This window comes from Paludibacterium purpuratum (assembly GCF_004363805.1).
Taxonomy (GTDB): Bacteria; Pseudomonadota; Gammaproteobacteria; order Burkholderiales; family Chromobacteriaceae; genus Paludibacterium; species Paludibacterium purpuratum.
Map to the genome: position 1 here is coordinate 11,992 of NZ_SNZP01000008.1, position 22,441 is coordinate 34,432.

Consider the following 22,441-nt stretch of genomic DNA (forward strand, 5'->3'; position numbering starts at 1 on the left):
TTATGGCCATCACCCTCTCTGAAAGCGCGGCGGCGCACGTCAGCAACTTCATCGCAAAACGCGGCAAAGGGCTCGGCATCCGCCTGGGCGTGAAGACATCCGGCTGCTCCGGCATGGCGTACAAGCTGGAGTTCGTCGATGTCGAGAACCCGGACGACCTTTTCTTCGAAAGCCACGGCCTGCGCGTCTATACCGACGAGAAGAGCCTGAGCTACATCGACGGCACCGAACTTGACTATGTCAAGGAAGGGCTGAACGAAGGCTTCAAGTTCAACAACCCGAACGTGAAGAACGAGTGCGGTTGCGGCGAGAGCTTCAACGTCTGACCGACCGTCCGCCCACGTTTCGTGGGCCGCTTGGAGTGTTGATGAACCCCGATTTCCAACAGAGTCACTTCGCGCTATTCGGCTTGCCCGAACGGTTCGCGCTCGATGTGACGCAACTCGACCACGCCTGGCGTGCCGTCGCGGCCGAGGTACACCCCGACCGCTTCGCCCATGCCGGCGATGCCGAAAAACGCGTGGCGCTGATGATGGCCACGCGCGTCAACGAAGCCTACCGTACGCTGAAATCGCCCCTGCCCCGCGCTCGTTACCTGCTGACGCTCGCCGGCGTGGACACGCAGGAAGAAACCAATACCAGCATGCCCGCCGACTTCCTGATGCAGCAGATGGAATGGCGCGAGGCCATCGAGGACGCATCGCGCGCGCGCGATGCCGCGGCACTGGAGAAACTGGCCGTGCAACTCTCCGACGCGTCGCGTGCACTCGAGCGGCAGTTGGGCGAGGCCATAGACCAAGAACAGGATTTGGACTTGGCGGCAGCGCTGGTGCGAAAATTGCGTTTTCTGGAAAAACTCGGGCAGGAAATCGATGACGCCCTAGAACAGGCATTGTCCTGACCCTCCACCCATTACTGATCGTCTGCCATGGCTCTCTTGCAAATCGCCGAACCCGGCCTGTCCGCCGCCCCCCACCAGCACCGCAACGCCATCGGCATCGACCTTGGCACCACCAACTCGCTGGTGGCCACCGTGCGCAGCGGGTCGGCCACCGTCCTACCGGATGCCGACGGCAACTGCCTGCTGCCCTCGGTGGTGCGCTACCTCGACGAGGCCGGCCAGGTCGCGATCGGACACGTCGCGCTGACCGCCATCAGCCAAGATCCGATCAACGCCATCGCCTCGGTCAAGCGACTGATGGGCCGCGGCCTCAAGGATATCGGTGAAGCGGGCGCCCTCCCTTACCGCTTCGTCGATGCGCCGGGCATGGTTCAACTCCAGACGCGCGCGGGCATCAAAAGCCCGGTCGAGGTCTCGGCCGAGATCCTACGCGCCCTCAAGGCGCGAGCCGAAGACAGCCTGACCGGCGATCTCATGGGCGCCGTCATCACCGTGCCGGCCTATTTCGACGATGCTCAGCGGCAAGCCACCAAGGATGCGGCGCAATTGGCCGGCATCAACGTGCTGCGCCTCTTGAACGAGCCCACCGCCGCCGCGATCGCCTACGGGCTCGACAACGGCGCAGAAGGCATCTATGTCGTCTACGACCTGGGCGGCGGCACCTTCGACGTGTCGGTACTGCGACTGGCAAAGGGCGTATTCGAGGTGCTGGCCACCAGTGGCGACTCGGCATTGGGCGGCGACGACTTCGATCATCGCGTCTATTGCTGGGCGCTGGAGGAAGCCGGCCTGTCCGGTCTGTCGCCCGGCGACGCCCGCCTATTGCTCAGCGCCGCGCGCCAAGCCAAGGAGGCACTGTCCGAACACGCGCACACCCGCCTGTCGGCCGTATTGCAGGACGGCCTGCTGGTCGACTTGGCGCTAGCGCGCGACACATTCCGCGACATCAGCCGCAACCTGGTGCAGAAGACCCTGCTGCCTGTGAAGAAGGCACTGCGCGACGCCGGTATCGGTGCGGATCAAGTCAAAGGGGTGGTCATGGTCGGCGGCGCCACGCGCATGCCGCAGATCCAGCAGGCCGTCGCCGAATTTTTTGGCCAGGCGCCGCTCAACAATCTCGACCCGGACAAGGTCGTGGCGCTCGGCGCCGCGATCCAGGCCAATCTGCTCGCCGGCAACAAACAAGATGAGGAATGGCTGCTGCTGGACGTGATTCCGCTATCGCTCGGCATCGAAACCATGGGCGGACTGACGGAAAAGATCATCCCGCGCAATAGCACCATCCCGGTGGCGCGCGCGCAGGAATTCACCACGTTCAAGGACGGGCAGACCGCGATGTCGATCCACGTGCTGCAAGGCGAGCGCGAACTGGTATCCGATTGCCGTTCGCTGGCGCGCTTCACGTTACGCGGCATTCCGCCTATGGTGGCGGGTGCGGCGCGTATCCGTATCACCTTCCAGGTGGATGCCGACGGCCTGCTGTCGGTCTCCGCGCGCGAGCAAACCTCCGGCGCCGCCGCCAGCATCGAGGTCAAGCCGTCCTATGGGCTCTCCGACGACGACATCGGCCGCATGCTCAGCGACTCGCTGGCGCATGTACGCGACGATATCGATGCCCGCAAGCTGCGCGAGGCCCAGGTCAACGCCCAAGGGCTGATCGAGGCCACTCGCTCGGCCATTGCCGCCGATGGCGACCTACTCGACGCCAGTGAGCGCAATGTGATCGATACCGCCTTGACCGCCTGCGAACAGGCCTGCCTCGGCGAACGCACCCGCGACATCAACGAGGCGGTCGGCCGCCTCAACCAAGTTACCGAAGCCTTTGCCGCGCGCCGCATGGATCGAAACATCCAGCGCGCGCTCAAGGGCCAGAAAATTGGCGAATTGTGAGACCCCTATGCCACGAATCATTGTTTTGCCCCACAGCGAAATCTGCCCTGAAGGTGCCGTGATCGACGACGCCGAGGCCGGTAACAGCATCTGCGAGGAGCTGTTGAAACACGGCATCGAAATCGAACACGCCTGCGAGATGTCCTGCGCCTGCACCACCTGTCACGTCGTGGTACGCGAAGGCTTCAATTCGCTGCCGCCGTCAGACGAACTGGAAGACGATCTGCTCGACCGTGCCTGGGGACTGGAAGCCTGTTCACGCTTGTCGTGCCAAGCGGTCATCGGCCAGGACGATCTGACAGTCGAAATTCCGCGCTATACCATTAATCATGCGCGTGAAAACCACTAAGGAAGAACGACCATGAAATGGAGTGACATTTACGATATCGCTGCCGAACTGGCCGATAGCATGCCGGACGTCGATCCGCGCCAAGTCCGCTTTATCGACTTGCACAATTGGGTGGTGTCGCTGCCGGCGTTCGACGACGATCACAGTCGCGGCGGGGAAAAGGTTCTGGAAGCCATTCAGCAAGCCTGGATCGACGAGGTTGGCCCCTGAAGCGCGCGTTGCCCCCACTTAAAATCAGTTATTTTTGACACTTGCATAGATTACCAACCCGGGGTGTAATAAGCCGTCCCTCTGCCCCGGAGTCGGTTATGTTTACCCTGGTCATCGGCAACAAGAATCTCTCCTCCTGGTCGCTGCGCCCCTGGCTGGTACTGAAAATGCTCGACGAGCCGTTCGAAGAACGCCTGATCGATCTGACCGCGTCCGATGCAAGCCAGCAAATCCTGGCAATCAATCCCGCCGGCAAGGTACCGGTACTGCATGATCGCCACCTGAAGATCTGGGACTCGCTGGCCATTTGCGAGTACTTGGCCGAATGCTTCCCGCAAGCGCGGCTATGGCCGAAAGACAGCGCAGAGCGCGCGCATGCTCGCTCGCTGGTGGCGGAGATGCATAGCGGCTTCCCGCTGCTGCGTCAGGCCATGCCGATGGATATCTGCGGTAGCCACCCCACTCCCCCGCTCACGCCGCAACTAGCACGCGAAATTGACCGCATCCTGGCCATATGGAACGGGCTACGCGAGCAAATGGTGGCGGAAGGCCCATTCCTGTTCGGCCACTTCACCATCGCCGACGCCTTCTTCGCCCCGGTGGCGACCCGTTTCGCCAGCTACCGATACGCGCTATCCGGCCCGGCCGCGGACTATGCGGCGCACCTACTCGCCATGCCGGCGATGCAGCAGTGGATGGCAGAAGCGAAATCTGAAACGGCGCTGGCGAACTGACGAGCGATTCTTTAAAATGGCCGGTTTTTCCCGAAGCGGCACATCATGACCACACCTTTCATTATCGGCATCGCCGGCGGCAGCGGCAGCGGTAAAACCACCGTCACGCGCAAACTGGTCGAGACCATCGGCTCCGACAAGGCGGCGGTCATCATTCAGGACAATTACTACCGCGACCAGAGCTCGCTGACCTTCGAACAGCGGCTCCTGACCAACTACGACCACCCACACGCCTTCGACTGGCCGCTGTTGATGTCGCACATCGACGACCTGCAGAACGGCGTACCGATCGACATGCCGATCTACGACTTCTCGATCCACACCCGTAGCCATGAGACACAGACGCTGGTGCCGGCGCCGGTGATTCTGGTCGAAGGCTTCTACTCGCTGTACGACGCAGCGCTGCGCGACATGATGTCGCTGAAAATCTTCGTCGACACCGACCCGGATGTGCGTTTCATCCGCCGACTGCAGCGCGACATCATCGAACGCGCGCGTACCATGCAGCACGTGATCGACCAATACCTGTCGACCGTGCGCCCGATGCACATCCAGTTCATCGAGCCGACCAAACGCTTCGCCGATGTCATCTTGCCGCACGGCAGCAACGACCCGGCCATCGACATGATCATCGCCCGTATCGAAAGCCTGGTGGTGTAGCGGTTTTTGGCGTTGCTGCGCGAATGCGCCCTAGCGGCGCAACCGCGCCAGCACCCAGCCAAACGGCAGCGCCGCCAGCCGCGCGCCAAACCACAGGCCATAGCCGACGGCCACCAAGGCCAGCAATAAGGCGTTGACGAGGCGCGCCACCGGCTCAGATCACCTTGGAATAGCGCGCCTTGGTCTGACGCTCGCGCAAGTGTCGATCGAAAATCATCGCCACGTTACGGATCAGGAAGCGCCCTTTGGGCTCGACGGTTAGGAAATCGCCATCGAAGTGCAACAACCCCATCTGCTGTAGTTCACGCAGTTTTGGCAGCTCTTCGGCGAAGTAATTGGCGAAATTGATGCCAAACACTTCTTCGATCGCCTCAAAAGACAGCGCGAAACGACACATCAGCGCCTGGATGATCGAGCGGCGCAGAATGTCGTCAGCGTCGAGCACCATGCCGCGCATCACCGGTAGCCGACCGGCGTCCAGGGCCGCGTAATAAGCATCCAACTCTTTTTCGTTCTGCGAATAGCTCGGACCGACTTTGCCGATGGCCGACACGCCGAATGCCAGCATGTCGCAGTCTGCGTAAGTGGAGTAACCCTGGAAATTGCGCTGCAATCGCCCCTGACGCAAGGCGACCGCCAGGTCATCCTCCGGCTTGGCAAAGTGATCCATTCCGATGAACACATAGCCCGCTTCGGTCAGTTGCCGCACTGAGTGTTGTAAAATATCCAATTTCACGTCGGCCGATGGCAGGTCGGCTTCGTTGATGCGCCGCTGCGGCATGAACAAGGTCGGCAGGTGCGCGTAATTGTATAGCGCCACCCGGTCGGGACTGATCGCGATAATCTGCTCAATAGTCCGTGCCACCGAGGTTTCAGTCTGAAAAGGCAGGCCATAAATCAGATCGATGCTGACCGATTTGAAACCGGCTTCGCGCGCGGCATCGATCACAGTCAAGGTTTCTTCGAGGCTTTGCACCCGATTGACGGCTTCCTGCACGCGCGGATCCAAATCCTGCACACCCACGCTGATACGGTTGAAGCCCAGCGCCGCCAATTTGAAGATTGTCTCGCGGCCCACCTTGCGCGGGTCGATCTCAATGGAATATTCGCCCTCCGGCAAAAATTCGAAATGCTCGCGCAGGATATTCATCAGACGTTCCAGTTGCGCATCCGACAAAAACGTCGGCGTGCCGCCGCCAAAATGCAATTGAATCGCCTTTTCCCGCTCCCCGGCAGCATTTGCCACCATCTTCACCTCTTTTTCAAGGTAATCGAGGTAGATATCTGCCTTGCTCTTGTCCTTGGTGATGATCTTGTTACAGGCACAATAGTAGCAAACCGTATTACAGAACGGTAAATGAGCATATAATGATACAGCTTTGCTGTTCGCCCCGATGCGACGCTGCTTCAACCGGTGCTGATAATCGGCCTCGGTGAAATTCGCGGTAAAGCGATCCGCCGTCGGGTAAGAGGTATATCTCGGGCCGGAGCCTTCAAGACGTTCGATGAGTTGCCGATCGAACTCAAAATGTTCCGGCGAAAACGAATGGGTGGTGGTCATGTCGGTATTTGATGGAAAAACCGGTGGTGGACTGGTAAATTTGCGGAAGACATTTGAATTCCGCTTTGACAAGAGTCAAGCTTCGATAAAAGGTTGCGCAAAAAACGGCATGACTGATCAGACTACCATCCAATTGCATGCACTCAAGCTGTCCTGCTCCAACTGCAGCTTGCGTGAACTGTGCCTGCCCGTCGGGCTGAACCGCGAAGAGATGACGCAGCTCGATGCCGTGATCCGACAGAGCCGCCGCATCAAGCGTGGCGAATATCTGTTCCGTAGCGGCGAAGGCTTCAAATCCATGTTCGCTGTGCGCACCGGCTTCTTCAAGACCTGCGTCTCCAGCCAGGATGGGCGCGAACAGGTGACCGGCTTCCTGATGTCGGGCGAACTCATGGGGCTCGACGGCATCTCCTCCAACATCCATGGCTGCGATGCCATCGCGTTGGAAGACAGCGAAGTATGCGAACTGCCGTTCGGCCGCATCGAAAGCCTCGGCCGCGACATTCCCAGCCTGCAACACCACTTTTTCCGCCTGATGAGTCGCGAAATCGTGCGCGATCAGAACGTGATGTTGCTTCTTGGCAACATGAAAGCCGAGGAACGATTGGCGGCTTTCCTGCTGAACTTGTCGCAACGTCTGGCCATTCGCGGTTTCGCCGCCAACGACTTCATCTTGCGGATGAGCCGAGAGGAAATCGGTAGCTTCCTTGGCCTGAAACTGGAGACGGTCAGCCGCACGCTGTCGAAATTCCAGCAGCAAGGCTGGATCAGGGTCGATCACAAGCACATCCAACTGGTGAAGCCAGAGGAACTCAAGGCGCTGATCTCCGGCTGCGTACACTCCAACGCCGCGGAATAAGCCCCCAAGCCACTCGGGCGTGCCTCATGGCGCGCCCGTTTGTATTTTCTCCCGCAAGCTCGCCAACAGCTCGCCATCCGGCCAATCCGCCGGCAAGACAAAACCTCGGCGCCATTCGCGCCATCCTGCCTCGCTTTTTCGCATCTCGGCCACCATCTGCGGCGCCCTCGCAGCGACAAACCCGGTGCGCAGCGTCGCCTCATCCGACAACGCCGACGCCTCCGCGACCGCCGGCGACAGCCAACTGAGCCTGGGCAACCACAGCCAACGGCTTCCGCCGTCCTGGCACGGCCATGGCCGATCCAGCGGCGCCACCCATCCCAGCCACGGCGCGCAGTCATCCGTCCGAGCGGGTGCGCCACGATAGAAAAAACAGCCACGCACCAAAGCGCCGATGCGGCAGCCGGCGAAGCCGGCCGGTAGCGTCGCTGCGGCCAGAGCATGCCGACTCAGCGCCAGTTGTCGGGCAAGTTTGGCGCGCTTGAGCGGCAACGCATCGCGCAGGCTCGGACCGACCAGTTCGTCGCGCCCCGCCTCGACCTGCAAATAGAACTTGCTACAGGTCTCCAAGTGCCACGGTTCGCCGTCGATCCGCAACAGGAAATCGAACTCGCCCAGCGTTCGGTTGCCGTCGCGCAAGACCAAGTTGTGTGCCACCAGCTCGATATGCGGCGCCAAGCTAAACCAGAAAGCCAGCAGTTGCTCGGCATAGTGGCCGAGCCGCGAGACCGGATGCCGTGCCAGCCACGCCATGAGCGCGGCGGGGTCGCCATCCAAGGCAGCAAGCCGGGCCAAGCCATCCGGCCCCAGGAGCCGGTCGCACGGAATGTCGTGCGGCGTGCGCCACGCGGCAGCCCCTGTCAGAAGGCTCGCCAGATCGCGCACCGCGCTATGGCGCCATGGCAGCTCAGGACTTGTCGGGAGGAACATGGCCATCGGCCGCGCGCATCACCTGTTTGCAGAAGCCGCGCAGAATGTCGATCTCCTCCCGCAACAGCCCCGCTCGATTGAACAGCGTGCGCATACGTCGCATCAGCCGCTCGCTGTTACGGCGCTCGAAATAGCCGATATGCGCCATCGTCTGCTCCAGATGCCCGCAAAAGCCCTCGACCTCATCGCTGGTGGCCGCGAGCCCTTCGGACTTCAAATGCTCGACCCCCAGGCCGACATGGCTGAACAGCTCGTAGGTCATCACCTGCACCGCCATGGCCAGGTTGAGCGAGAAATAGGCCGGGTTGCCGGGAATGGTCACCAGGCGATTGCACAATTCCACTTCTTCGATCGACAAGCCGAATGTTTCGTTGCCGAACACCAGCGCCACCTGCTCGCCGCCCTCGGCGCGCGCCACCAACTCCGGCGCCAGTTCGCGCGGCACGGCCAGCGGGGCGGTCAACTCGCGCCGACGGCTGGTCATGGCGGCAGCCACCGTCACCCCGGAAAGCGCTTCGCCCAAGGTTTCGACCACATGCGCCGACTGCAATAAGTCGACGGCCCCGGAAGCCAGCGTGTCGGCCTCGGCGCTGGGGAATTGCTTCGGCGACACCAGCCACAGCTGCGACAATCCCATGGTTTTCATGGCGCGCGCAGCCGAGCCAATGTTGCCCGGATGGCTCGGTCTCGCCAGTACAATTCGGATGTTTCTCAAAAAATCAGGGACTTCGGGTTTATTCATTGGCCGTTTCACATTAAAATAGCGGACATAATTCTGAAACGAGGCGCCATTGCGCCGCGTTTCTCGTTCCTTAACCCAGAGATGATACCAGTCGACGACGCGCTCAGGCAGCGCGCCGTCCCTGTCAGTTTAGAGGCAGTCCATGCACCCGATGCTCAATGTGGCCATCAAGGCCGCGCGCCGCGCAGGCAATGTGATTCAACGCGCTTCCATGAACATCGACACCATCCGTGTCGAACGCAAGAAGCACAACGACTTCGTCTCCGAGGTCGACCGCGCCGCGGAAGAAACCATCATTGAAACCATTCTCGAAGCCTATCCGAAGCACGCGATCCTGGCTGAGGAATCCGGCGCCAAGGGCGTGGGACAGGCCGAATACGAATGGATCATCGACCCCATCGACGGCACCACCAACTTCATCCACGGCCACACGCAATACGCCGTCTCCATCGCGCTGGCGCATAAAGGCCAGATCCAGCAAGGCGTCGTCTACGACCCGAACCGCAACGACCTGTTCACCGCTTCGCGCGGCGTGGGCGCATTCCTGAACGACCGCCGCATCCGCGTCTCCAAGCGCACCAGCTTGAACGAGTGCGTGATCGCCACCGGCTTCCCGGTGGTGGATCAATCCTATATCGACACCTATCTGGCCATGCTCAAGGACGTGATCGGCCGTACCGCCGGCGTACGACGCGAAGGTGCCGCCGCGCTCGATCTGTGCAACGTCGCCTGCGGCCGGGTCGAGGGTTTCTGGGAGTTCAACCTCAAGCCTTGGGATATCGCCGCGGGCAGCCTGATCATCCAGGAAGCCGGCGGTATCGTCACCGACATGCGCGGCGAGCAGGAATGGTTCGAATCCGGCGACATCGTCGCCGGCAGCCCGAAGGTATTGGCGCAACTGTTGCACATCTTGTCGCCGCACGTTAAGTAATCCGGATGGCGCCCTCAGGCGCCTATCCTACCCCGCCCCGCCTGACGTCCCACTAGGCGGGGCGATTTTTCTTTTTTACCGCCAGAAATATCCCTCCCCGAAACCGTCAAATCGATCCCAAGCCTAACTGTTCGATCATTTCGATCATTTTACAGGCCTGAGGTGTTCAGCCTCTCCCGACAAAGGAGTATCCAAATGGCAGTCATTTATGCAAAAGAGCAGAGCAACATCGATCCGTCCTCCCCATTCGCCGGTTTTAAGTGGGGCAGCGGCACCGAAGAGGATGATGTGATTCTAGGAAGCCCGGGCGATAACAATACGCTCTACGGCTACGGCGGGAACGATTTTCTGGCGTGCAACGGCGGCACAGGGAACGCTCTATATGGCGGCGACGGCAACGATGAGCTTTACGTACTCGGCAACAGCGTCGACGCCTTCCTGTCCGGCGGCCGCGGCAACGATTTGCTCGTCGGCGGGCTCGGTTCGAACACGCTCATCGGCGGTTCAGGCGACGATCGCCTTTTCGGCAACATCGGCAACGATGTCCTCGAGGGTGACGGCATGGATGATGAGCTCCTTTCCCTTTCCGATCCTCATAACTTCCAGGCGGGTGGCAACGACACCCTCTGGGGCGGCGGCGGGAACGATACTCTCATCGGCGGCAAGGGGAACGACACGCTCACCGGCGGCAGCGGTCGCGATACTTTCGTATGGGATAGGCAAGATCTTGGCGGCGTAGACCGTGTCACGGACTTCGACGTCAAAGAAGATTACCTCAAGTTTTCCAACATCGCGCCAGACCGACTCTCGCTTTCTGTCGAGGGCCAGTCGTCGTGGTTGAGCATCCGCGGAGGCGACGGCCAGGTGTCGCAACGCATCGAGCTAGAAAATACCGACTTAATGAGCGGCCAATCGGAGGCTGTCGCGCTGCAGAAGCTGATCGATCAAGGCACCATCCTATTCGCCTAACATCGTAGACTGTTGCACAGCTTGTCGCCGCCCGTTAAGTCATGCGGACAGGCGCCTACCTCTCCCCGCCCAGCGCCTGCTAGGTGGGGAGATTTTGCTTTTTTACCGCCAGAAAACATCCCACCCCCGAAACCGTCAAATCAATCTCAAGCCTAATTATTCGATCATTTCGATCAATTCTCAGGCCAGAGGTGTTCAGCCTCTCCCGACAAAGGAGTATCCAAATGGCAACAATTTATGCAAAAGAACGGAGCGAAATCGTTCCACCCGACCCATACGCCGGTTTTAAGTGGGGCCTCGGCACGGAAGACGATGACGTGGTTCTTGGAAGCCCGGGCGATAGCAATATTCTCTTTGGCTACGGCGGGGACGATTTACTGGTGAGCTTCGGCGGTACAGGAAACTGCCTATATGGCGGCGCCGGCGCCGATCGGCTTTATGCCTACGGCGACAGCGTCAACGCCTTCCTCTCCGGCGGCAGCGGAGATGACTGGCTAGTCGGCGGACGCGGCTCGAATACGCTCATCGGCGGTTCAGGCGACGATCACCTTTTCGGCGACATCGCGGACGATGTCCTTGAGGGTGACGGCCTGGACGATGACGCAGACCCCGGTCCTTGCCCCCAGGAGGGAGGCAATGACACCCTATGGGGCGGCGGCGGCAACGATACCCTCATCGGCGGCAAGGGGGACGACACGCTCACCGGCGGCAGCGGTCGCGATACTTTCGTATGGGATAGGCAAGATCTAGGCGGCACGGATCGTGTCACGGACTTCGACGTCGAAGAAGATTACCTCAAGTTCTCCAACATCGCGCCGGACCGACTCTCGCTTTCTATCGATGGTCGGTCTTCGTGGTTGAGCATCCGCGGCGACGACGGTCAGGTGGCGCAACGCATCGAATTCGAAAATGCCGACTTGCTGAGCAGCCAATCGGAGGGTGTTGCGCTGCAAAAGCTGATCGATCAAGGCACCATCCTATTTGCCTAACAGCGTAGGCAAAAGATTCTGCCCTGGTTTTCCGCTCGCCCCGGGGCACCCAACGTGTGCCTTGAGTCTTACTCCGGCCCCATCTCCACATGGGGCCTTGCGTTTCGCCGCCGCCGGAGCAATAACACCAGCGGCAACATCAGCAGAAAACTGAAGGTAATCAACCAGTAGACATCGACGATCGCCACCATATGCGCTTGGCGGTCGAGTTCACTTGCCAATAGCGCGGCCGAACTGTCATCCAGCGTCGAGCGTCCGCTTTGCTTGAGGTAAAGCCAGAGTGCTGGATTATTGATGTTGAAGTAACCCACCAAGTGATTCCAGGCCGCCTGGGTATCGCGCGTGTAGAAGGTGGTGATGACGGCAATACCGATCGATGAGCCGATCGTGCGCAGCAAGCTGAAAAGCCCAGCGGCCTCGGCGGTCAATGCCGGTGGCAGGGTAGACAGCGCCAGCGTGGACAACGGCACCCAGATCATCCCCAGGCCAAACCCTTGCAGCAGTACAGGCCAGACGAACCAGTAGGTATCGGTATCCAGTGTGTAGTGGGTACAGACCCAGGTGCCGGAAGCGCCGATCAGAATACCGGCGCCGATCAAGTAGCGCACGTCCACCTTCGCCACCAGCCGTCCGATGATCATCATGCTGACCATGCTGGCAATACCGCGCGGCGCCATGACCAGGCCGGTAGACAACGTCGGATAGTGGAACAGCCCCTCGAGCATGATCGGCTGGATCACCATGGCACCGTACATCGCGAGCCCGAGCGCGGTGATGACGAAACTGGAGGCGGCAAAGTTGCCGTCGCGGAAGATGTGCAGATCGAATAGCGGCTTCTGCCGCGACACCATGCCGCGAATACCGAAGCCGATCAGACCGACCAATGTGGCCAACACCACAGCCACGATCAGCCGGCTTTCGAACCAGTCTTCGGTATTGCCTCGATCCAGCACGAACTGCAATCCGCCAATCCCGAGCGACAGCAAGAAGAGCCCGATCCAGTCGACACTGCGCTCGCGGCGCGGGGTGTCCGGGACCCGACGCGCCAACAGTAGCGAGATCAAACCGACCGGCACATTGATGTAGAAAGTCCAGCGCCAGTCGAGTACGTCGGTCAACCAGCCGCCGAGCGTCGGTCCGCCGATTGGCCCGAGCATCACGCCCATGCCCCAGATGGCCATGGCCCGGCCACGCTCGGCCAACGGAAAGGTATCGGCCATGATGGCCTGAGATAGCGGCACCAGCGCCGCGCCGAACACCCCCTGCAGCAGGCGGAACGCCACGATCTGCGTCAGGTTCTGCGCAATGCCGCATAGCATGGACGACAGCACGAAGCCGGCGATCGAGTACAGCAGATAGCGTCGCCGACCGAGTTTATCGGTCAAATAGCCGGTCAACGGCATGAAGATGGCCGAGGCGACCAGATAACTGGTCAGCACCCAGCTGATCTGATCGGAGGTCGTCCCCAGGTTGCCCTGCATTTGCGGCAGCGCGACGTTGACGATCGTGGTATCGAGCGCCTGCATGATCGTGGCCGACATGACGGCCACAGTGATCAGCACGCGACTGGCTTTGTTCTGTTCCACGGCCATCCCGGCTCAATCGTTATGCCCTGCGTCGCGCTCTTGCAGACTGGCCGCCTGGCGCTCCAGGAGCTCCAGCACTTCGATGGTCTGCGTCAATGCCTCGGGTGAAACGTTGGCGAGCAATTCGGTGCGCATGACATCGGCGATAGCCGCCAGCTCCAAGGCGAGAGCATGGCCGGCGTCAGTCAGCGAAACGCGTTTGGCGCGCCGATCCTGCGGGTCGGCTTCGCGCCGCACGAGCCCCTCGCGCTCCAACGCGTCCAAAAGACGTACCAGAGAGGCGGGTTCGATGCCCACGCGCAATGCCAAGTCGCATTGCGCCAGCATCTGATTGGCCCGCAAAAGCTTGAGCAAGACGTGCCAACGCGCCTGCGACAACCCGAAAGGGCGGAAACGGGTATCCAACGCGCTGCGCCAGTTTTTCAGCAAATGGATCAGAGCCTCGCTGAAGCGCTCGTATTGAGAAGACATATTAATTAGTACGCTAATAATATTTACCCTAACAATATTAGCATAAAAATCCAAACCAAGGTGGGGACAATCGGCCCCGCCACCTGTTGCCAGATCACGACACTTTACTGGCCAATTGCCACTCGCCCCGGGTATTGCATGCCATTGACTCAACACATTTTTTGGCGCATAGCCCAAACACACCGTTTACCACAAAAGCAACACCAATCACCCTACCAATTTTTAACAACATATTTAAATTAAATGGCTCTTAGTAATCATATTCGGAGCCCTATCATGCGCACCTCATTCATCCCCTTCATCCTTCTTCCCGGCGTGGCGCTGGCCGACGTCACGCTCTATGGCGACTTGAAAGCCAATGTCAGCCGACACTCGTATAGCCAAGGCGCCGGTCAAGGCCATGTGGACGACGCCGGCTCGAGCTTCGGTGCCAAGGGCAACGAATCGCTGGGGGAAGGGCTGAAGGCGCACTGGCAAGTCGAGTGGGATCTCGGCCTGGACGGTAACAAAAAGTTTGGCTTGAACGAAACGTTCGTCGGACTCGAGGATGCCGATCTCGGCAAGTTGCGCATCGGCTACCTCAACTCCGCCCTCAAGGATCTCTACACGGTCAACCAGTGGCAATCCGGCGGCAAGATGGTGTACACAGACCAAACACCAGGCCAGCAGGCCGCTGACAACTTCGGCGCAGACGGGCTCAACACCTTCACTAACCCAGGCCAGCGAATGAAGAACGCCATCCGGTTCGATACGCCTCTGTTCAACGGATTCGGCGGCAACATCGCCTACGGCTTTGGCGAGAACCGCCAGCAAGACAGTACGCGTGCCTCGGATATGTTCTCGCTGGGCTTGAGCTACCGCCCAGGTGCATGGTTCGCCGCCTATGCCTATCAACGCGAAGCCAATCCCTGCAGCGCGGCGCCCGCCGCGACACCGGCCGGTGTCCAAAGCTGCCCGAAACAGGATAGCGACGTGTCGCCTGCCTACCTGCATTACCTGGAAGGCGGCTACCGCGACGATCTATGGCTGGTTGCTCTGGCTTGGCAGCAGGCGCACGGCTACGATTGGACCGATGGGCTGTCGGGCGACAGTCGCAGCACGATCGACATCGACGGCCAGGCGCGCTCGCCGGCACAGGCCAGGCTGGTTACCCGCCAGGTGGCGTTGTCCATCGCCCGGACTTTCGGCCGCTATACCCCGAAGTTGACGCTGGCGCACGGTTGGGATCAGCGCGCCGGCGGCGGCACGCTGAAGCAGACCGGCTACCGGCAGTGGATCGTCGGTATGGACTACCCCCTATCCAAGCGCACGATCGCCGGCATCGCTCACGGCCGTCAGACCTTCGCCGCAATGGCGAGCCCGGCCGTCAACCAGCGCTCGACCACGTTTGTCAGTACCAGCCTGACCTTGAGCCACAAGTTCTGAATTCAATCGCCGCCAGCCATATAGCCCGGCCGGCGCGCCTGTGAGAAAATCCCCTTCCGGCGAGGCCACACTCCTCGCCCTTTCTTTTTCATTTGCCCGCCGCCTGTCGCCGGGCTCAGCCGTCAGGAAACAGGGTCGACATCAATGACAGACGCCACCGCAAAACATACCCCTGTCATGCAGCAATACCTCGCCATCAAACGCGAGCACCCGGACAAACTGGTGTTCTACCGCATGGGCGATTTCTACGAACTGTTTTTTGAAGACGCGGAAAAGGCCGCCCGCCTGCTGGACATCACGCTGACCACGCGTGGCGCCAGCGCCGGCAATCCGATCAAAATGGCCGGCGTGCCCTATCACGCCGCAGAACAATACCTGGCCCGCCTGATCAAGCTTGGCGAGTCGGTGGCCATATGCGAACAATTCGGCGACCCGGCCACCACCAAGGGCCCGCTGGAGAGGCGCGTGGCGCGCATCGTGACACCGGGCACCGTAACCGATGCGGCTTTCCTCGATGAAAAGCGCGATGTGCTGGTGCTGGCTCTACAGGCCATCAAAGGCCGGTTGGGGCTTGCCTGGCTATCGCTGGCCAGCGGTGAATTCAAGGTCATGGAAACCGCCAGCGACGAACTGGTCAGCGAACTGGAACGTCTGCGGCCATCCGAGCTGTTGTTGCCGGAGGGCGGCGATATCGGCGTGCTGCAAGCGCTGAACCTGCCGATACGAAAATTACCGGCCTGGCAGTTCGACCCGCAGTCCAGCCACCAGTCGCTGACACGCCACTTCGGCACGCGCGACTTATCCGGCTTCGGTGCCGAGGAGCTGAAAGTGGCGGTCGGCGCCGCGGGGGCGCTGCTGGAATACGTCAAGGCCACCCAGGGCGCCAATCCGGCGCACCTGATGTCGCTGTCGGTGGAAGACAGCCGCGACCTGATCCGCATGGACGCCGCAACCCGGCGCAATCTGGAACTGACCGAAACCATCCGCGGCGAAAGCGCCCCAACGCTGTTCTCGCAACTCGACCGCTGCGCCACGGCGATGGGCAGCCGGCTCTTGCGCCACTGGCTGCACCACCCGCTGCGCCAACAAGACCTGATCGTCGAGCGCCTGACGGCGGTGCGCGCCCTACTCGGCGGCCACGAGTCGCTGCTCGCAGCACTGCGCGAAGTAGCGGACATCGAGCGCATCTGCGCCCGCATCGCACTGCGCTCGGCTCGGCCGCGCGATTTGTCGGCGCTACGCGATTCGCTGATTAAGCTCGCCGATGTGACGCCGCGTCTACCGCAAGCCGAAAGCGCGCTGATCGCCGAACTGGCCGCCGAGCTGCCGCGAGCGGCTGGCCTGATCGACATCCTCTGCCAAGCCGTACTGCCCGAGCCAGCCACCTTCCTGCGCGATGGCGGGGTGATCAATCATGGTTACTCGGCCGAACTCGACGAACTACGCGCCATTCAGACCAACTGCGGCGAATTTTTGCTGCAGTTGGAGGCTCGCGAGCGCGAAAGGAGCGGCATCGCGTCGCTCAAGGTGGAATTCAACCGCGTGCACGGTTTCTACATCGAAGTCAGCAAGGCGCAATCCGACAATGTGCCGGACGATTACCGCCGCCGTCAGACGTTGAAGAACGCCGAGCGCTACATTACGCCGGAACTGAAAGAGTTCGAAGACAAGGCGTTGTCGGCGCAAGATCGCTCGCTGGCACTGGAGAAACAGTTATACGAGGCGCTACTGGAGATCTTGGCCGCCAGCATCGGTACGCTCAAGCGTGTCGCCTCGGCGGTGGCAACCGTCGATGTCCTGGCCGCCTTCGCTCAGACAGCCGATGTATTCGGCTATGTCGAACCGACGTTCGTCGCGCAACCGCTATTGGAAATCCGCGAGGGACGCCATCCGGTGGTGGAAAGCCAGGTAGACAGCTTCATTGCCAACGACACCTGCCTCGGTGCGGCACGCAAGCTGCTGTTGATCACCGGGCCGAACATGGGCGGTAAGTCGACCTATATGCGCCAGACGGCACTGATCACGCTGCTGGCGCACATCGGCAGTTTCGTGCCGGCCGAAAGCGTCGTCATGGGGCCGATCGATCGCATTTTCACTCGAATCGGCGCCTCAGACGACCTGGCGGGCGGTCGCTCGACCTTTATGGTGGAAATGACCGAAACCGCCAACATCCTCAACAACGCCAGCGAGCAAAGCCTGGTACTGATGGACGAGGTCGGCCGCGGCACCTCGACCTTCGACGGTCTGGCGCTGGCCTGGGCAATCGCCAAGGCACTGATCGAAAAGAACCGGGCCTACACGCTGTTCGCCACGCACTATTTCGAGTTGACCCGATTGGCCAGCGATTATCCGTCCGTGGCCAACGTGCACCTGTCGGCGGTCGAACACAAGGATCGCATCGTGTTCCTGCACCATGTGGAAGAAGGTCCGGCAAGTCAAAGCTATGGCCTGGCGGTGGCCCAACTGGCCGGGGTACCGGCCAAAGTGATCCGCGATGCGCGCCGCCACCTGGTGGAGTTGGAAAACCAGGCGGCCAGCAATCAGCCAGACCTGTTCGCCATGGCCGTGCCGGCACCGGCGGAAGCGGAGCCGCACCCAGCGCTTGAGCGGCTGATGGACATCGACCCGGACGAGCTCACACCACGCCAGGCTTTATCGATGTTGTTCGAACTCAAGCAATGTCTGGATTAATTTCCGGCAATTCCGCTCGAATTGCCTAGAATGAGAAAGCACCAGATATTGATTTGAGGATTCAATCATGCCAACCAGTCATGCCGGAGATAATCCCGGCCTGCAGCGGATTTTCGGTCCGGCTGCCGAAAAGGGGGGGGTCACGCTTACCGCCATCCGCCGTCGTGCTCAACGACAACTCAGCAAGTTCGATCAGTTCGCCCGCGAGCAGCTTGAACAGCGAGACGTCACGCTACCTCCCGGCATTGGGCTGGTCAGCTGTCCGTCTTGTTCACTGACGCTCGATTGCGACCATCCACAAACCGAGGTTTTGCGGCAGTGGATCGACGGCAACGTTAGGCTCGCGAAAAACTTCAAGGAAGTGGAAGTGTTATTCGAAATGTTGCGCGCCGCCGAAACCCCGGGGCAAACATTTCCCAGCACGAGTTGTTTTCACATTGGCCTGACCAGCGCAGGCCCGGTGGCCTACTTTCAAGAACATATCTGCCCGCCGCAGGGTAGTGCCTGAGTTTTAACCCCTTCGCGCTCAACACCGGCTGCCGGCACGCTCTCCGTGCCGGCATTCAGAGCATGAAACGGCTCGGATAGCGATTGGCGAAGCGCATCTCTTCCGGATACGGGTAGAAGTCCTCGATATTGCCCTCGCGCACCCGGCGCTGCTTGTCCTGCCAAAACGCGGGGTCGAGCAAGTCGCGATGGTGCTGCAGGAAAATCTTGCGCACTTCGGCGTCGCCCAGCAGGAAAGTGCCGAACTCCTCTGGAAAAACATCGTTGCGCGCCACGGGGTACCAGACCTCGCCGGACATTTCCATCTCCGGCGTAGGGGCCGCCGGGATACGGCGGAACTGGCAGTCGGTCATGTATTCGATTTCGTCGTAATCGTAGAAAATCACCCGCCCATAGCGTGTCACACCAAAATTCTTGAACAGCATGTCACCGGGGAAGATGTTGGCCGTGGCCAGCTCCTTGATGGCGTTGCCGTATTCGATCACCGCCTGTTCACGCTCCTCCGGCGTCGCCGACTGCAGATAAAGATTGAGCGGCTTCATGCGCCGTTCGATGTACAGGTGATGAATGATGATGGTGTGCTCGGTCTCTTCGATCATCGACGGCGCGAGGCTACGCAACTCCTGCAGTAGCTCCTCGGTAAAACGCGCCTTGGGGAAGCCCACGTTGGAAAACTCCAGCGTGTCCGCCATGCGCCCGACCCGGTCGTGCCGTTTCACTAGCCGATACTTGGCTCGCACCGTGGTGCGATCGAGTTCCTTGGTCGACCCGAACACATCCTTGATCAGCTTGAACACATAGGGAAAGGACGGCAGGGTAAATACCAGCATCACCAGGCCGCGGATGCCGGGCGCGATCATGAACAGATCGTTGGAATGCTGCAGGTGCTGGATGAAATCGCGGTAGAAGATATTCTTGCCCTGCTTCTGAAGCCCGATCATGGTATAGAGCTCCGCCTTGCTCTTGGTCGGCAGCATGCTTCGTAAAAACTGCACGTAGCCGGACGGCACTTCCATATCGACCAGGAAGTAGGCATGGCTGAAGGAAAATAGTACGCCGATACGCCAAGGCTCGAGCAAGATGGTGTCGAGAAACAATTTACCGGCCGCGTCATGCAATACCGGTACGGCAAACGGATAAGAGGCATAGCCGTTGATCACCTTGCCGAACAGGTAGGCGGTCTTGTTGCGGTAGAACGCCGAAGACAGCACCTGGATCTGCAGATTGGCCTCGCGTCTCGGTACCTTCCCTTCCAGGTAGTGGTTGACGGTGCGCAGCACCAGGGCCAAGTCGCGCCGCAAGTTGGCGAATGGCCGTGTCCAACCGAAGTCCGCCACGATCTGCCGCAGCGTCTGCTGTAGTCCCTGACTCGCCGGGTAGTAACTACGATAGGAAGGCGGATTGGATTCGATGTACTCGGTGGAGATCGCCGGACGCAGAAAGATGAAGTCGTTGTTGAAGTAGTCGCGGTGCAGAATACGGGTGAAGACGGAATTGAAGAAGGTTTCGGCCAACTCCGGCTGCTTGTGGTTGCATAGCAGGCCGATGTAGTACAGCTTGGCCTGCTGCCAGATTTCGTTGTCGAGCAACTCGGCGTGGAAATCGCGATGCAACAACTCGACGGTTTCGCTGACACGTTGATCGTAAAACTGGATACGATCACGGATCGTCTTCTGGATGCCCTGCCAGTCTGCCTGGTCAAAGCGCGTCTTGGCGCTTTGCGAGCATTCGCGAAACAGCCGATAGTGCTTGTCGAACCCCGCAATCAGCGCCAGCGCGATGTCGCGCGCCACCGGGTTGTAATACTCGGGAATCTGCATCGTCTCTCCCCCTGGCAGTCGTCCGGCGCGCGGTGACCATCGCTCATCCGCCCCGACGACCACCTCCGCCATCGTTTCTGGCTAGGCGATGTGACGCGCCTGCCGATCTATTGATGCCAACAGCATGCTTCACCCGAGGCAAATCTTCAAGACGGATTTGCAACCGGCGCATCTCCCCTGGCGCCAGGCCATCGAGCCGCCAGGGGCCGATCGCAACGCGCACCAAGCGCAGTGTCGGCAAGCCGACTTTGGCGGTCATGCGCCGCACTTGGCGGTTCTTGCCTTCGCTGATGGTCAGCGCAATCCAGCTATCGGGCACCGTTTTTCGGCTGCGAATCGGTGGCGTGCGCGGCCAAATGTCGGGAGAATCCAAGCGCTCGCACTCAGCCGGCCGCGTGACGAAGTCGCCCAGGTCGACGCCTTGCCGCAGTTGCGCGAGCTGCTCGTCGCTCGGCACGCCCTCGACCTGCACCCAATAGGTTTTCGGCAGTTTCCAGCGTGGGTCGCTGATGCGATGTTGCAGCGTGCCGTCGTCGGTCAGCAGCAACAGTCCCTCGCTGTCGGTATCCAATCGGCCAGCCGGATAGAAGCCCGGAACCTGGACATAATCCTTGAGTGTCTTATGCAATTCGTGTTGCGAAAATTGGCAAATTACGCCATATGGCTTATTCAGCAGGATCAGTTCGGGCATGGGTCTGGCGAATGCGAATGAATTACACGATAATATCAAGGTTAAGGAGAAACGGTATAACAATAAGCTGTGGTCATTATCCGGCTTCTCCGGCGCGGTCTCGTGACCGCTTCCCGAAGCGATCGTCGACGATCCGCGCGCAACTCCGGACACCTCGAACACCCCGGCCAGACTGGCGGGGGCATATTTCCTGGTAGCCACCAGCACCCACCAACAATGGAGAAGGCATGAGCGTCCAATCCCTCATCAAAGTGCCTGCCGGCGGACAGAGAATCGTCCCGGGGCAATCGATTCCGAACAACCCGATCATTCCGTTCATCGAAGGCGACGGCATTGGTGTCGACATCACGCCGGTCATGATCAAGGTGATCGACGCCGCGGTCGAAAAGGCCTATGGCGGCCAGCGCAAGATCCACTGGATGGAAGTGTATGCCGGCGAGAAGTCGACCCGCCTGTACGGCCCGGACGAGTGGCTGCCGGCGGAAACCTTCGCCGCGCTCAAGGAATACTCGGTATCGATCAAGGGCCCGATGACCACGCCGGTCGGCGGCGGCATCCGCTCGCTGAACGTGGCGCTGCGCCAGGAACTGGATCTGTATCAGTGCGTACGCCCGGTGCGTTATTTCAAGGGGGTGCCCAGCCCGCTGAAGCAGCCGGAACTCACCGATATGGTGATCTACCGCGAAAATACCGAGGACATTTACGCCGGCATCGAATGGCAGGCCGAGTCCGACAACGCCAAGAAGCTGATCCACTTCCTGCAGACCGAGATGGGCGTCAAGAAGATCCGCTTCCCGGAAACCTCCGGCATCGGCATCAAGCCGGTCTCGCGCCAGGGCACCGAGCGCCTGGTGCGCGCAGCCATCCGCTACGCCATCGACAACGATCGCAAGAGCGTGACCTTCGTGCACAAGGGCAACATCATGAAGTTCACCGAAGGTGGCTTCCGCGACTGGGCCTATGCGCTGGCCAAGAACGAATTCGGCGCCGAGCCGATCGACGGCGGCCCGTGGTGCAAGTTCACGAACCCGAAGACCGGTCGCGAGATCGTCGTCAAAGATGCGATCGCCGACGCCTTCTTGCAGCAGATCCTGCTGCGTCCGGCCGAATACGATGTGATCGCCACCCTGAACTTGAACGGCGACTACATCTCGGACGCGCTGGCCGCGCAAGTTGGTGGTATCGGCATCGCACCGGGCGCCAACATCTCCGACCAGTACGCCGTGTTCGAAGCCACCCATGGCACCGCACCGAAGTATGCCGGCCAGGATAAGGTCAATCCGGGCTCTTTGATCCTGTCGGCCGAAATGATGCTGCGCCACCTGGGCTGGCTCGAAGCCGCCGATCTGGTGATCAAGGGCATGGAACGCGCCATCGCCGACAAGCAGGTGACCTACGACTTCGCCCGCCTGATGGACGGTGCCAACGAAGTTAGTTGCTCGGCCTTCGGCGACGCGATGATCGCCCGTATGTAATCGTTGCTGGACAGACAGATCGAACCCGCGAGACCGCTCGCGGGTTTTTT

At 60.4% G+C, this 22,441-nt stretch carries 22 protein-coding genes; 15 read left to right on the plus strand and 7 right to left on the minus strand.

The genetic code is table 11. The annotated features are described in order from the left end of the window. Positions 1 to 2 precede the first annotated feature (2 nt). From iscA to udk, 7 genes are all read left to right on the plus strand, one after another. A complete protein-coding gene (gene iscA / locus DFP86_RS10580; protein ID WP_133680973.1) occupies positions 3 to 326 on the plus strand; it encodes an iron-sulfur cluster assembly protein IscA in 324 nt (107 codons plus the stop codon). Between the two features lie 41 nt (positions 327 to 367). Continuing rightward, complete coding sequence (hscB, locus tag DFP86_RS10585; protein WP_133680975.1) at positions 368 to 901, plus strand: Fe-S protein assembly co-chaperone HscB; 534 nt, start codon at positions 368 to 370, stop codon at positions 899 to 901. Positions 902 to 928: 27 nt separating this feature from the next. Next, a complete protein-coding gene (gene hscA / locus DFP86_RS10590) occupies positions 929 to 2,791 on the plus strand; it encodes a Fe-S protein assembly chaperone HscA (RefSeq protein WP_133680977.1) in 1,863 nt (620 codons plus the stop codon). Between the two features lie 7 nt (positions 2,792 to 2,798). Further along, on the plus strand, positions 2,799 to 3,140 hold the full coding sequence (fdx, locus tag DFP86_RS10595) for an ISC system 2Fe-2S type ferredoxin (protein ID WP_133680979.1): 342 nt from the start codon (positions 2,799 to 2,801) through the stop codon (positions 3,138 to 3,140). Between the two features lie 12 nt (positions 3,141 to 3,152). Beyond that, positions 3,153 to 3,350, plus strand: a complete 198-nt coding sequence (iscX, locus tag DFP86_RS10600; RefSeq protein WP_133680981.1) for a Fe-S cluster assembly protein IscX — start codon at positions 3,153 to 3,155, stop codon at positions 3,348 to 3,350. Between the two features lie 98 nt (positions 3,351 to 3,448). Next, positions 3,449 to 4,084 carry a glutathione S-transferase family protein gene (locus DFP86_RS10605; RefSeq protein ID WP_133680984.1) on the plus strand — a complete coding sequence of 212 codons (636 nt, stop codon included), beginning with the start codon at positions 3,449 to 3,451 and terminating at the stop codon, positions 4,082 to 4,084. 45 nt (positions 4,085 to 4,129) lie between these two features. Continuing rightward, complete coding sequence (gene udk / locus DFP86_RS10610; RefSeq protein ID WP_133680986.1) at positions 4,130 to 4,744, plus strand: uridine kinase; 615 nt, start codon at positions 4,130 to 4,132, stop codon at positions 4,742 to 4,744. A gap of 154 nt (positions 4,745 to 4,898) precedes the next feature. On the opposite strand, the gene hemN is transcribed toward udk, so the two are convergent. Continuing rightward, entirely contained in the window at positions 4,899 to 6,305 is a 1,407-nt protein-coding gene (gene hemN, locus DFP86_RS10615; RefSeq protein WP_133681347.1) for an oxygen-independent coproporphyrinogen III oxidase, read from the minus strand. Positions 6,306 to 6,414: 109 nt separating this feature from the next. Here hemN and fnr point away from each other — a divergent pair, with 109 nt between their 5' ends. Further along, positions 6,415 to 7,164 (plus strand): fumarate/nitrate reduction transcriptional regulator Fnr, encoded by a 750-nt coding sequence (gene fnr / locus DFP86_RS10620; RefSeq protein ID WP_133680988.1) that lies wholly within the window; start codon positions 6,415 to 6,417, stop codon positions 7,162 to 7,164. A gap of 24 nt (positions 7,165 to 7,188) precedes the next feature. On the opposite strand, the gene DFP86_RS10625 is transcribed toward fnr, so the two are convergent. Next, on the minus strand, positions 7,189 to 8,094 hold the full coding sequence (locus tag DFP86_RS10625) for a DUF1853 family protein (protein ID WP_133680990.1): 906 nt from the start codon (positions 8,092 to 8,094) through the stop codon (positions 7,189 to 7,191). Continuing rightward, positions 8,072 to 8,836: an RNA methyltransferase gene (locus DFP86_RS10630; RefSeq protein WP_133680992.1), complete on the minus strand. Its 765-nt coding sequence runs from the start codon at positions 8,834 to 8,836 to the stop codon at positions 8,072 to 8,074. Before DFP86_RS10630 ends, DFP86_RS10625 begins: the two co-directional genes overlap by 23 nt. Positions 8,837 to 8,978: 142 nt before the next feature. Here DFP86_RS10630 and DFP86_RS10635 point away from each other — a divergent pair, with 142 nt between their 5' ends. From DFP86_RS10635 to DFP86_RS10645, 3 genes are all read left to right on the plus strand, one after another. Continuing rightward, a complete protein-coding gene (locus DFP86_RS10635) occupies positions 8,979 to 9,767 on the plus strand; it encodes an inositol monophosphatase family protein (RefSeq protein WP_133680994.1) in 789 nt (262 codons plus the stop codon). 195 nt (positions 9,768 to 9,962) lie between these two features. Then, positions 9,963 to 10,736: a calcium-binding protein gene (locus DFP86_RS10640; RefSeq protein WP_133680996.1), complete on the plus strand. Its 774-nt coding sequence runs from the start codon at positions 9,963 to 9,965 to the stop codon at positions 10,734 to 10,736. Between the two features lie 224 nt (positions 10,737 to 10,960). Further along, complete coding sequence (locus DFP86_RS10645) at positions 10,961 to 11,725, plus strand: calcium-binding protein (RefSeq protein ID WP_133680998.1); 765 nt, start codon at positions 10,961 to 10,963, stop codon at positions 11,723 to 11,725. Positions 11,726 to 11,793: 68 nt separating this feature from the next. On the opposite strand, the gene DFP86_RS10650 is transcribed toward DFP86_RS10645, so the two are convergent. Next, the gene (locus DFP86_RS10650) at positions 11,794 to 13,311 is read right to left on the minus strand and encodes a DHA2 family efflux MFS transporter permease subunit (protein WP_208108307.1); all 1,518 of its coding nucleotides are present in this window, start codon (positions 13,309 to 13,311) and stop codon (positions 11,794 to 11,796) included. Positions 13,312 to 13,323: 12 nt separating this feature from the next. Further along, a complete protein-coding gene (locus DFP86_RS10655) occupies positions 13,324 to 13,782 on the minus strand; it encodes a MarR family transcriptional regulator (protein WP_133681001.1) in 459 nt (152 codons plus the stop codon). A 276-nt stretch (positions 13,783 to 14,058) separates the two neighbouring features. On the opposite strand from DFP86_RS10655, the gene DFP86_RS10660 reads away from it, so the two are divergent. The 3 genes from DFP86_RS10660 (at position 14,059) to DFP86_RS10670 (ending at position 18,406) form a co-directional block, all read left to right on the plus strand. Continuing rightward, the gene (locus tag DFP86_RS10660; RefSeq protein WP_166642229.1) at positions 14,059 to 15,207 is read left to right on the plus strand and encodes a porin; all 1,149 of its coding nucleotides are present in this window, start codon (positions 14,059 to 14,061) and stop codon (positions 15,205 to 15,207) included. 144 nt (positions 15,208 to 15,351) lie between these two features. Further along, on the plus strand, positions 15,352 to 17,898 hold the full coding sequence (gene mutS, locus DFP86_RS10665) for a DNA mismatch repair protein MutS (protein WP_133681005.1): 2,547 nt from the start codon (positions 15,352 to 15,354) through the stop codon (positions 17,896 to 17,898). Positions 17,899 to 17,965: 67 nt separating this feature from the next. Further along, positions 17,966 to 18,406 carry a hypothetical protein gene (locus DFP86_RS10670; RefSeq protein WP_133681007.1) on the plus strand — a complete coding sequence of 147 codons (441 nt, stop codon included), beginning with the start codon at positions 17,966 to 17,968 and terminating at the stop codon, positions 18,404 to 18,406. A 55-nt stretch (positions 18,407 to 18,461) separates the two neighbouring features. Here DFP86_RS10670 and aceK read toward each other — a convergent pair whose 3' ends face one another. Next, positions 18,462 to 20,225, minus strand: coding sequence for a bifunctional isocitrate dehydrogenase kinase/phosphatase (gene aceK / locus DFP86_RS10675; RefSeq protein WP_133681009.1), 1,764 nt, complete (start codon positions 20,223 to 20,225; stop codon positions 18,462 to 18,464). Positions 20,226 to 20,268: 43 nt separating this feature from the next. Next, positions 20,269 to 20,916, minus strand: coding sequence for a pseudouridine synthase (locus DFP86_RS10680; protein WP_133681011.1), 648 nt, complete (start codon positions 20,914 to 20,916; stop codon positions 20,269 to 20,271). A gap of 227 nt (positions 20,917 to 21,143) precedes the next feature. On the opposite strand from DFP86_RS10680, the gene icd reads away from it, so the two are divergent. After that, positions 21,144 to 22,391: an NADP-dependent isocitrate dehydrogenase gene (gene icd / locus DFP86_RS10685; RefSeq protein WP_133681012.1), complete on the plus strand. Its 1,248-nt coding sequence runs from the start codon at positions 21,144 to 21,146 to the stop codon at positions 22,389 to 22,391. The last annotated feature ends 50 nt before the right edge of the window (positions 22,392 to 22,441 follow it).

Excerpts from the sequence above, each read along its gene's own strand:
- iscA (WP_133680973.1), top strand. The coding sequence starts at position 3 with ATGGCCATCACCCTCTCTGAAAGCGCGGCGGCGCACGTCAGCAACTTC.
- hscB (WP_133680975.1), top strand. The coding sequence starts at position 368 with ATGAACCCCGATTTCCAACAGAGTCACTTCGCGCTATTCGGCTTGCCC.
- hscA (WP_133680977.1), top strand. The coding sequence starts at position 929 with ATGGCTCTCTTGCAAATCGCCGAACCCGGCCTGTCCGCCGCCCCCCAC.
- fdx (WP_133680979.1), top strand. The coding sequence starts at position 2,799 with ATGCCACGAATCATTGTTTTGCCCCACAGCGAAATCTGCCCTGAAGGT.
- iscX (WP_133680981.1), top strand. The coding sequence starts at position 3,153 with ATGAAATGGAGTGACATTTACGATATCGCTGCCGAACTGGCCGATAGC.
- DFP86_RS10605 (WP_133680984.1), top strand. The coding sequence starts at position 3,449 with ATGTTTACCCTGGTCATCGGCAACAAGAATCTCTCCTCCTGGTCGCTG.
- udk (WP_133680986.1), top strand. The coding sequence starts at position 4,130 with ATGACCACACCTTTCATTATCGGCATCGCCGGCGGCAGCGGCAGCGGT.
- hemN (WP_133681347.1), bottom strand. The coding sequence starts at position 6,305 with ATGACCACCACCCATTCGTTTTCGCCGGAACATTTTGAGTTCGATCGG.
- fnr (WP_133680988.1), top strand. The coding sequence starts at position 6,415 with ATGACTGATCAGACTACCATCCAATTGCATGCACTCAAGCTGTCCTGC.
- DFP86_RS10625 (WP_133680990.1), bottom strand. The coding sequence starts at position 8,094 with ATGTTCCTCCCGACAAGTCCTGAGCTGCCATGGCGCCATAGCGCGGTG.
- DFP86_RS10630 (WP_133680992.1), bottom strand. The coding sequence starts at position 8,836 with ATGAATAAACCCGAAGTCCCTGATTTTTTGAGAAACATCCGAATTGTA.
- DFP86_RS10635 (WP_133680994.1), top strand. The coding sequence starts at position 8,979 with ATGCACCCGATGCTCAATGTGGCCATCAAGGCCGCGCGCCGCGCAGGC.
- DFP86_RS10640 (WP_133680996.1), top strand. The coding sequence starts at position 9,963 with ATGGCAGTCATTTATGCAAAAGAGCAGAGCAACATCGATCCGTCCTCC.
- DFP86_RS10645 (WP_133680998.1), top strand. The coding sequence starts at position 10,961 with ATGGCAACAATTTATGCAAAAGAACGGAGCGAAATCGTTCCACCCGAC.
- DFP86_RS10655 (WP_133681001.1), bottom strand. The coding sequence starts at position 13,782 with ATGTCTTCTCAATACGAGCGCTTCAGCGAGGCTCTGATCCATTTGCTG.
- DFP86_RS10660 (WP_166642229.1), top strand. The coding sequence starts at position 14,059 with ATGCGCACCTCATTCATCCCCTTCATCCTTCTTCCCGGCGTGGCGCTG.
- mutS (WP_133681005.1), top strand. The coding sequence starts at position 15,352 with ATGACAGACGCCACCGCAAAACATACCCCTGTCATGCAGCAATACCTC.
- DFP86_RS10670 (WP_133681007.1), top strand. The coding sequence starts at position 17,966 with ATGCCAACCAGTCATGCCGGAGATAATCCCGGCCTGCAGCGGATTTTC.
- aceK (WP_133681009.1), bottom strand. The coding sequence starts at position 20,225 with ATGCAGATTCCCGAGTATTACAACCCGGTGGCGCGCGACATCGCGCTG.
- DFP86_RS10680 (WP_133681011.1), bottom strand. The coding sequence starts at position 20,916 with ATGCCCGAACTGATCCTGCTGAATAAGCCATATGGCGTAATTTGCCAA.
- icd (WP_133681012.1), top strand. The coding sequence starts at position 21,144 with ATGAGCGTCCAATCCCTCATCAAAGTGCCTGCCGGCGGACAGAGAATC.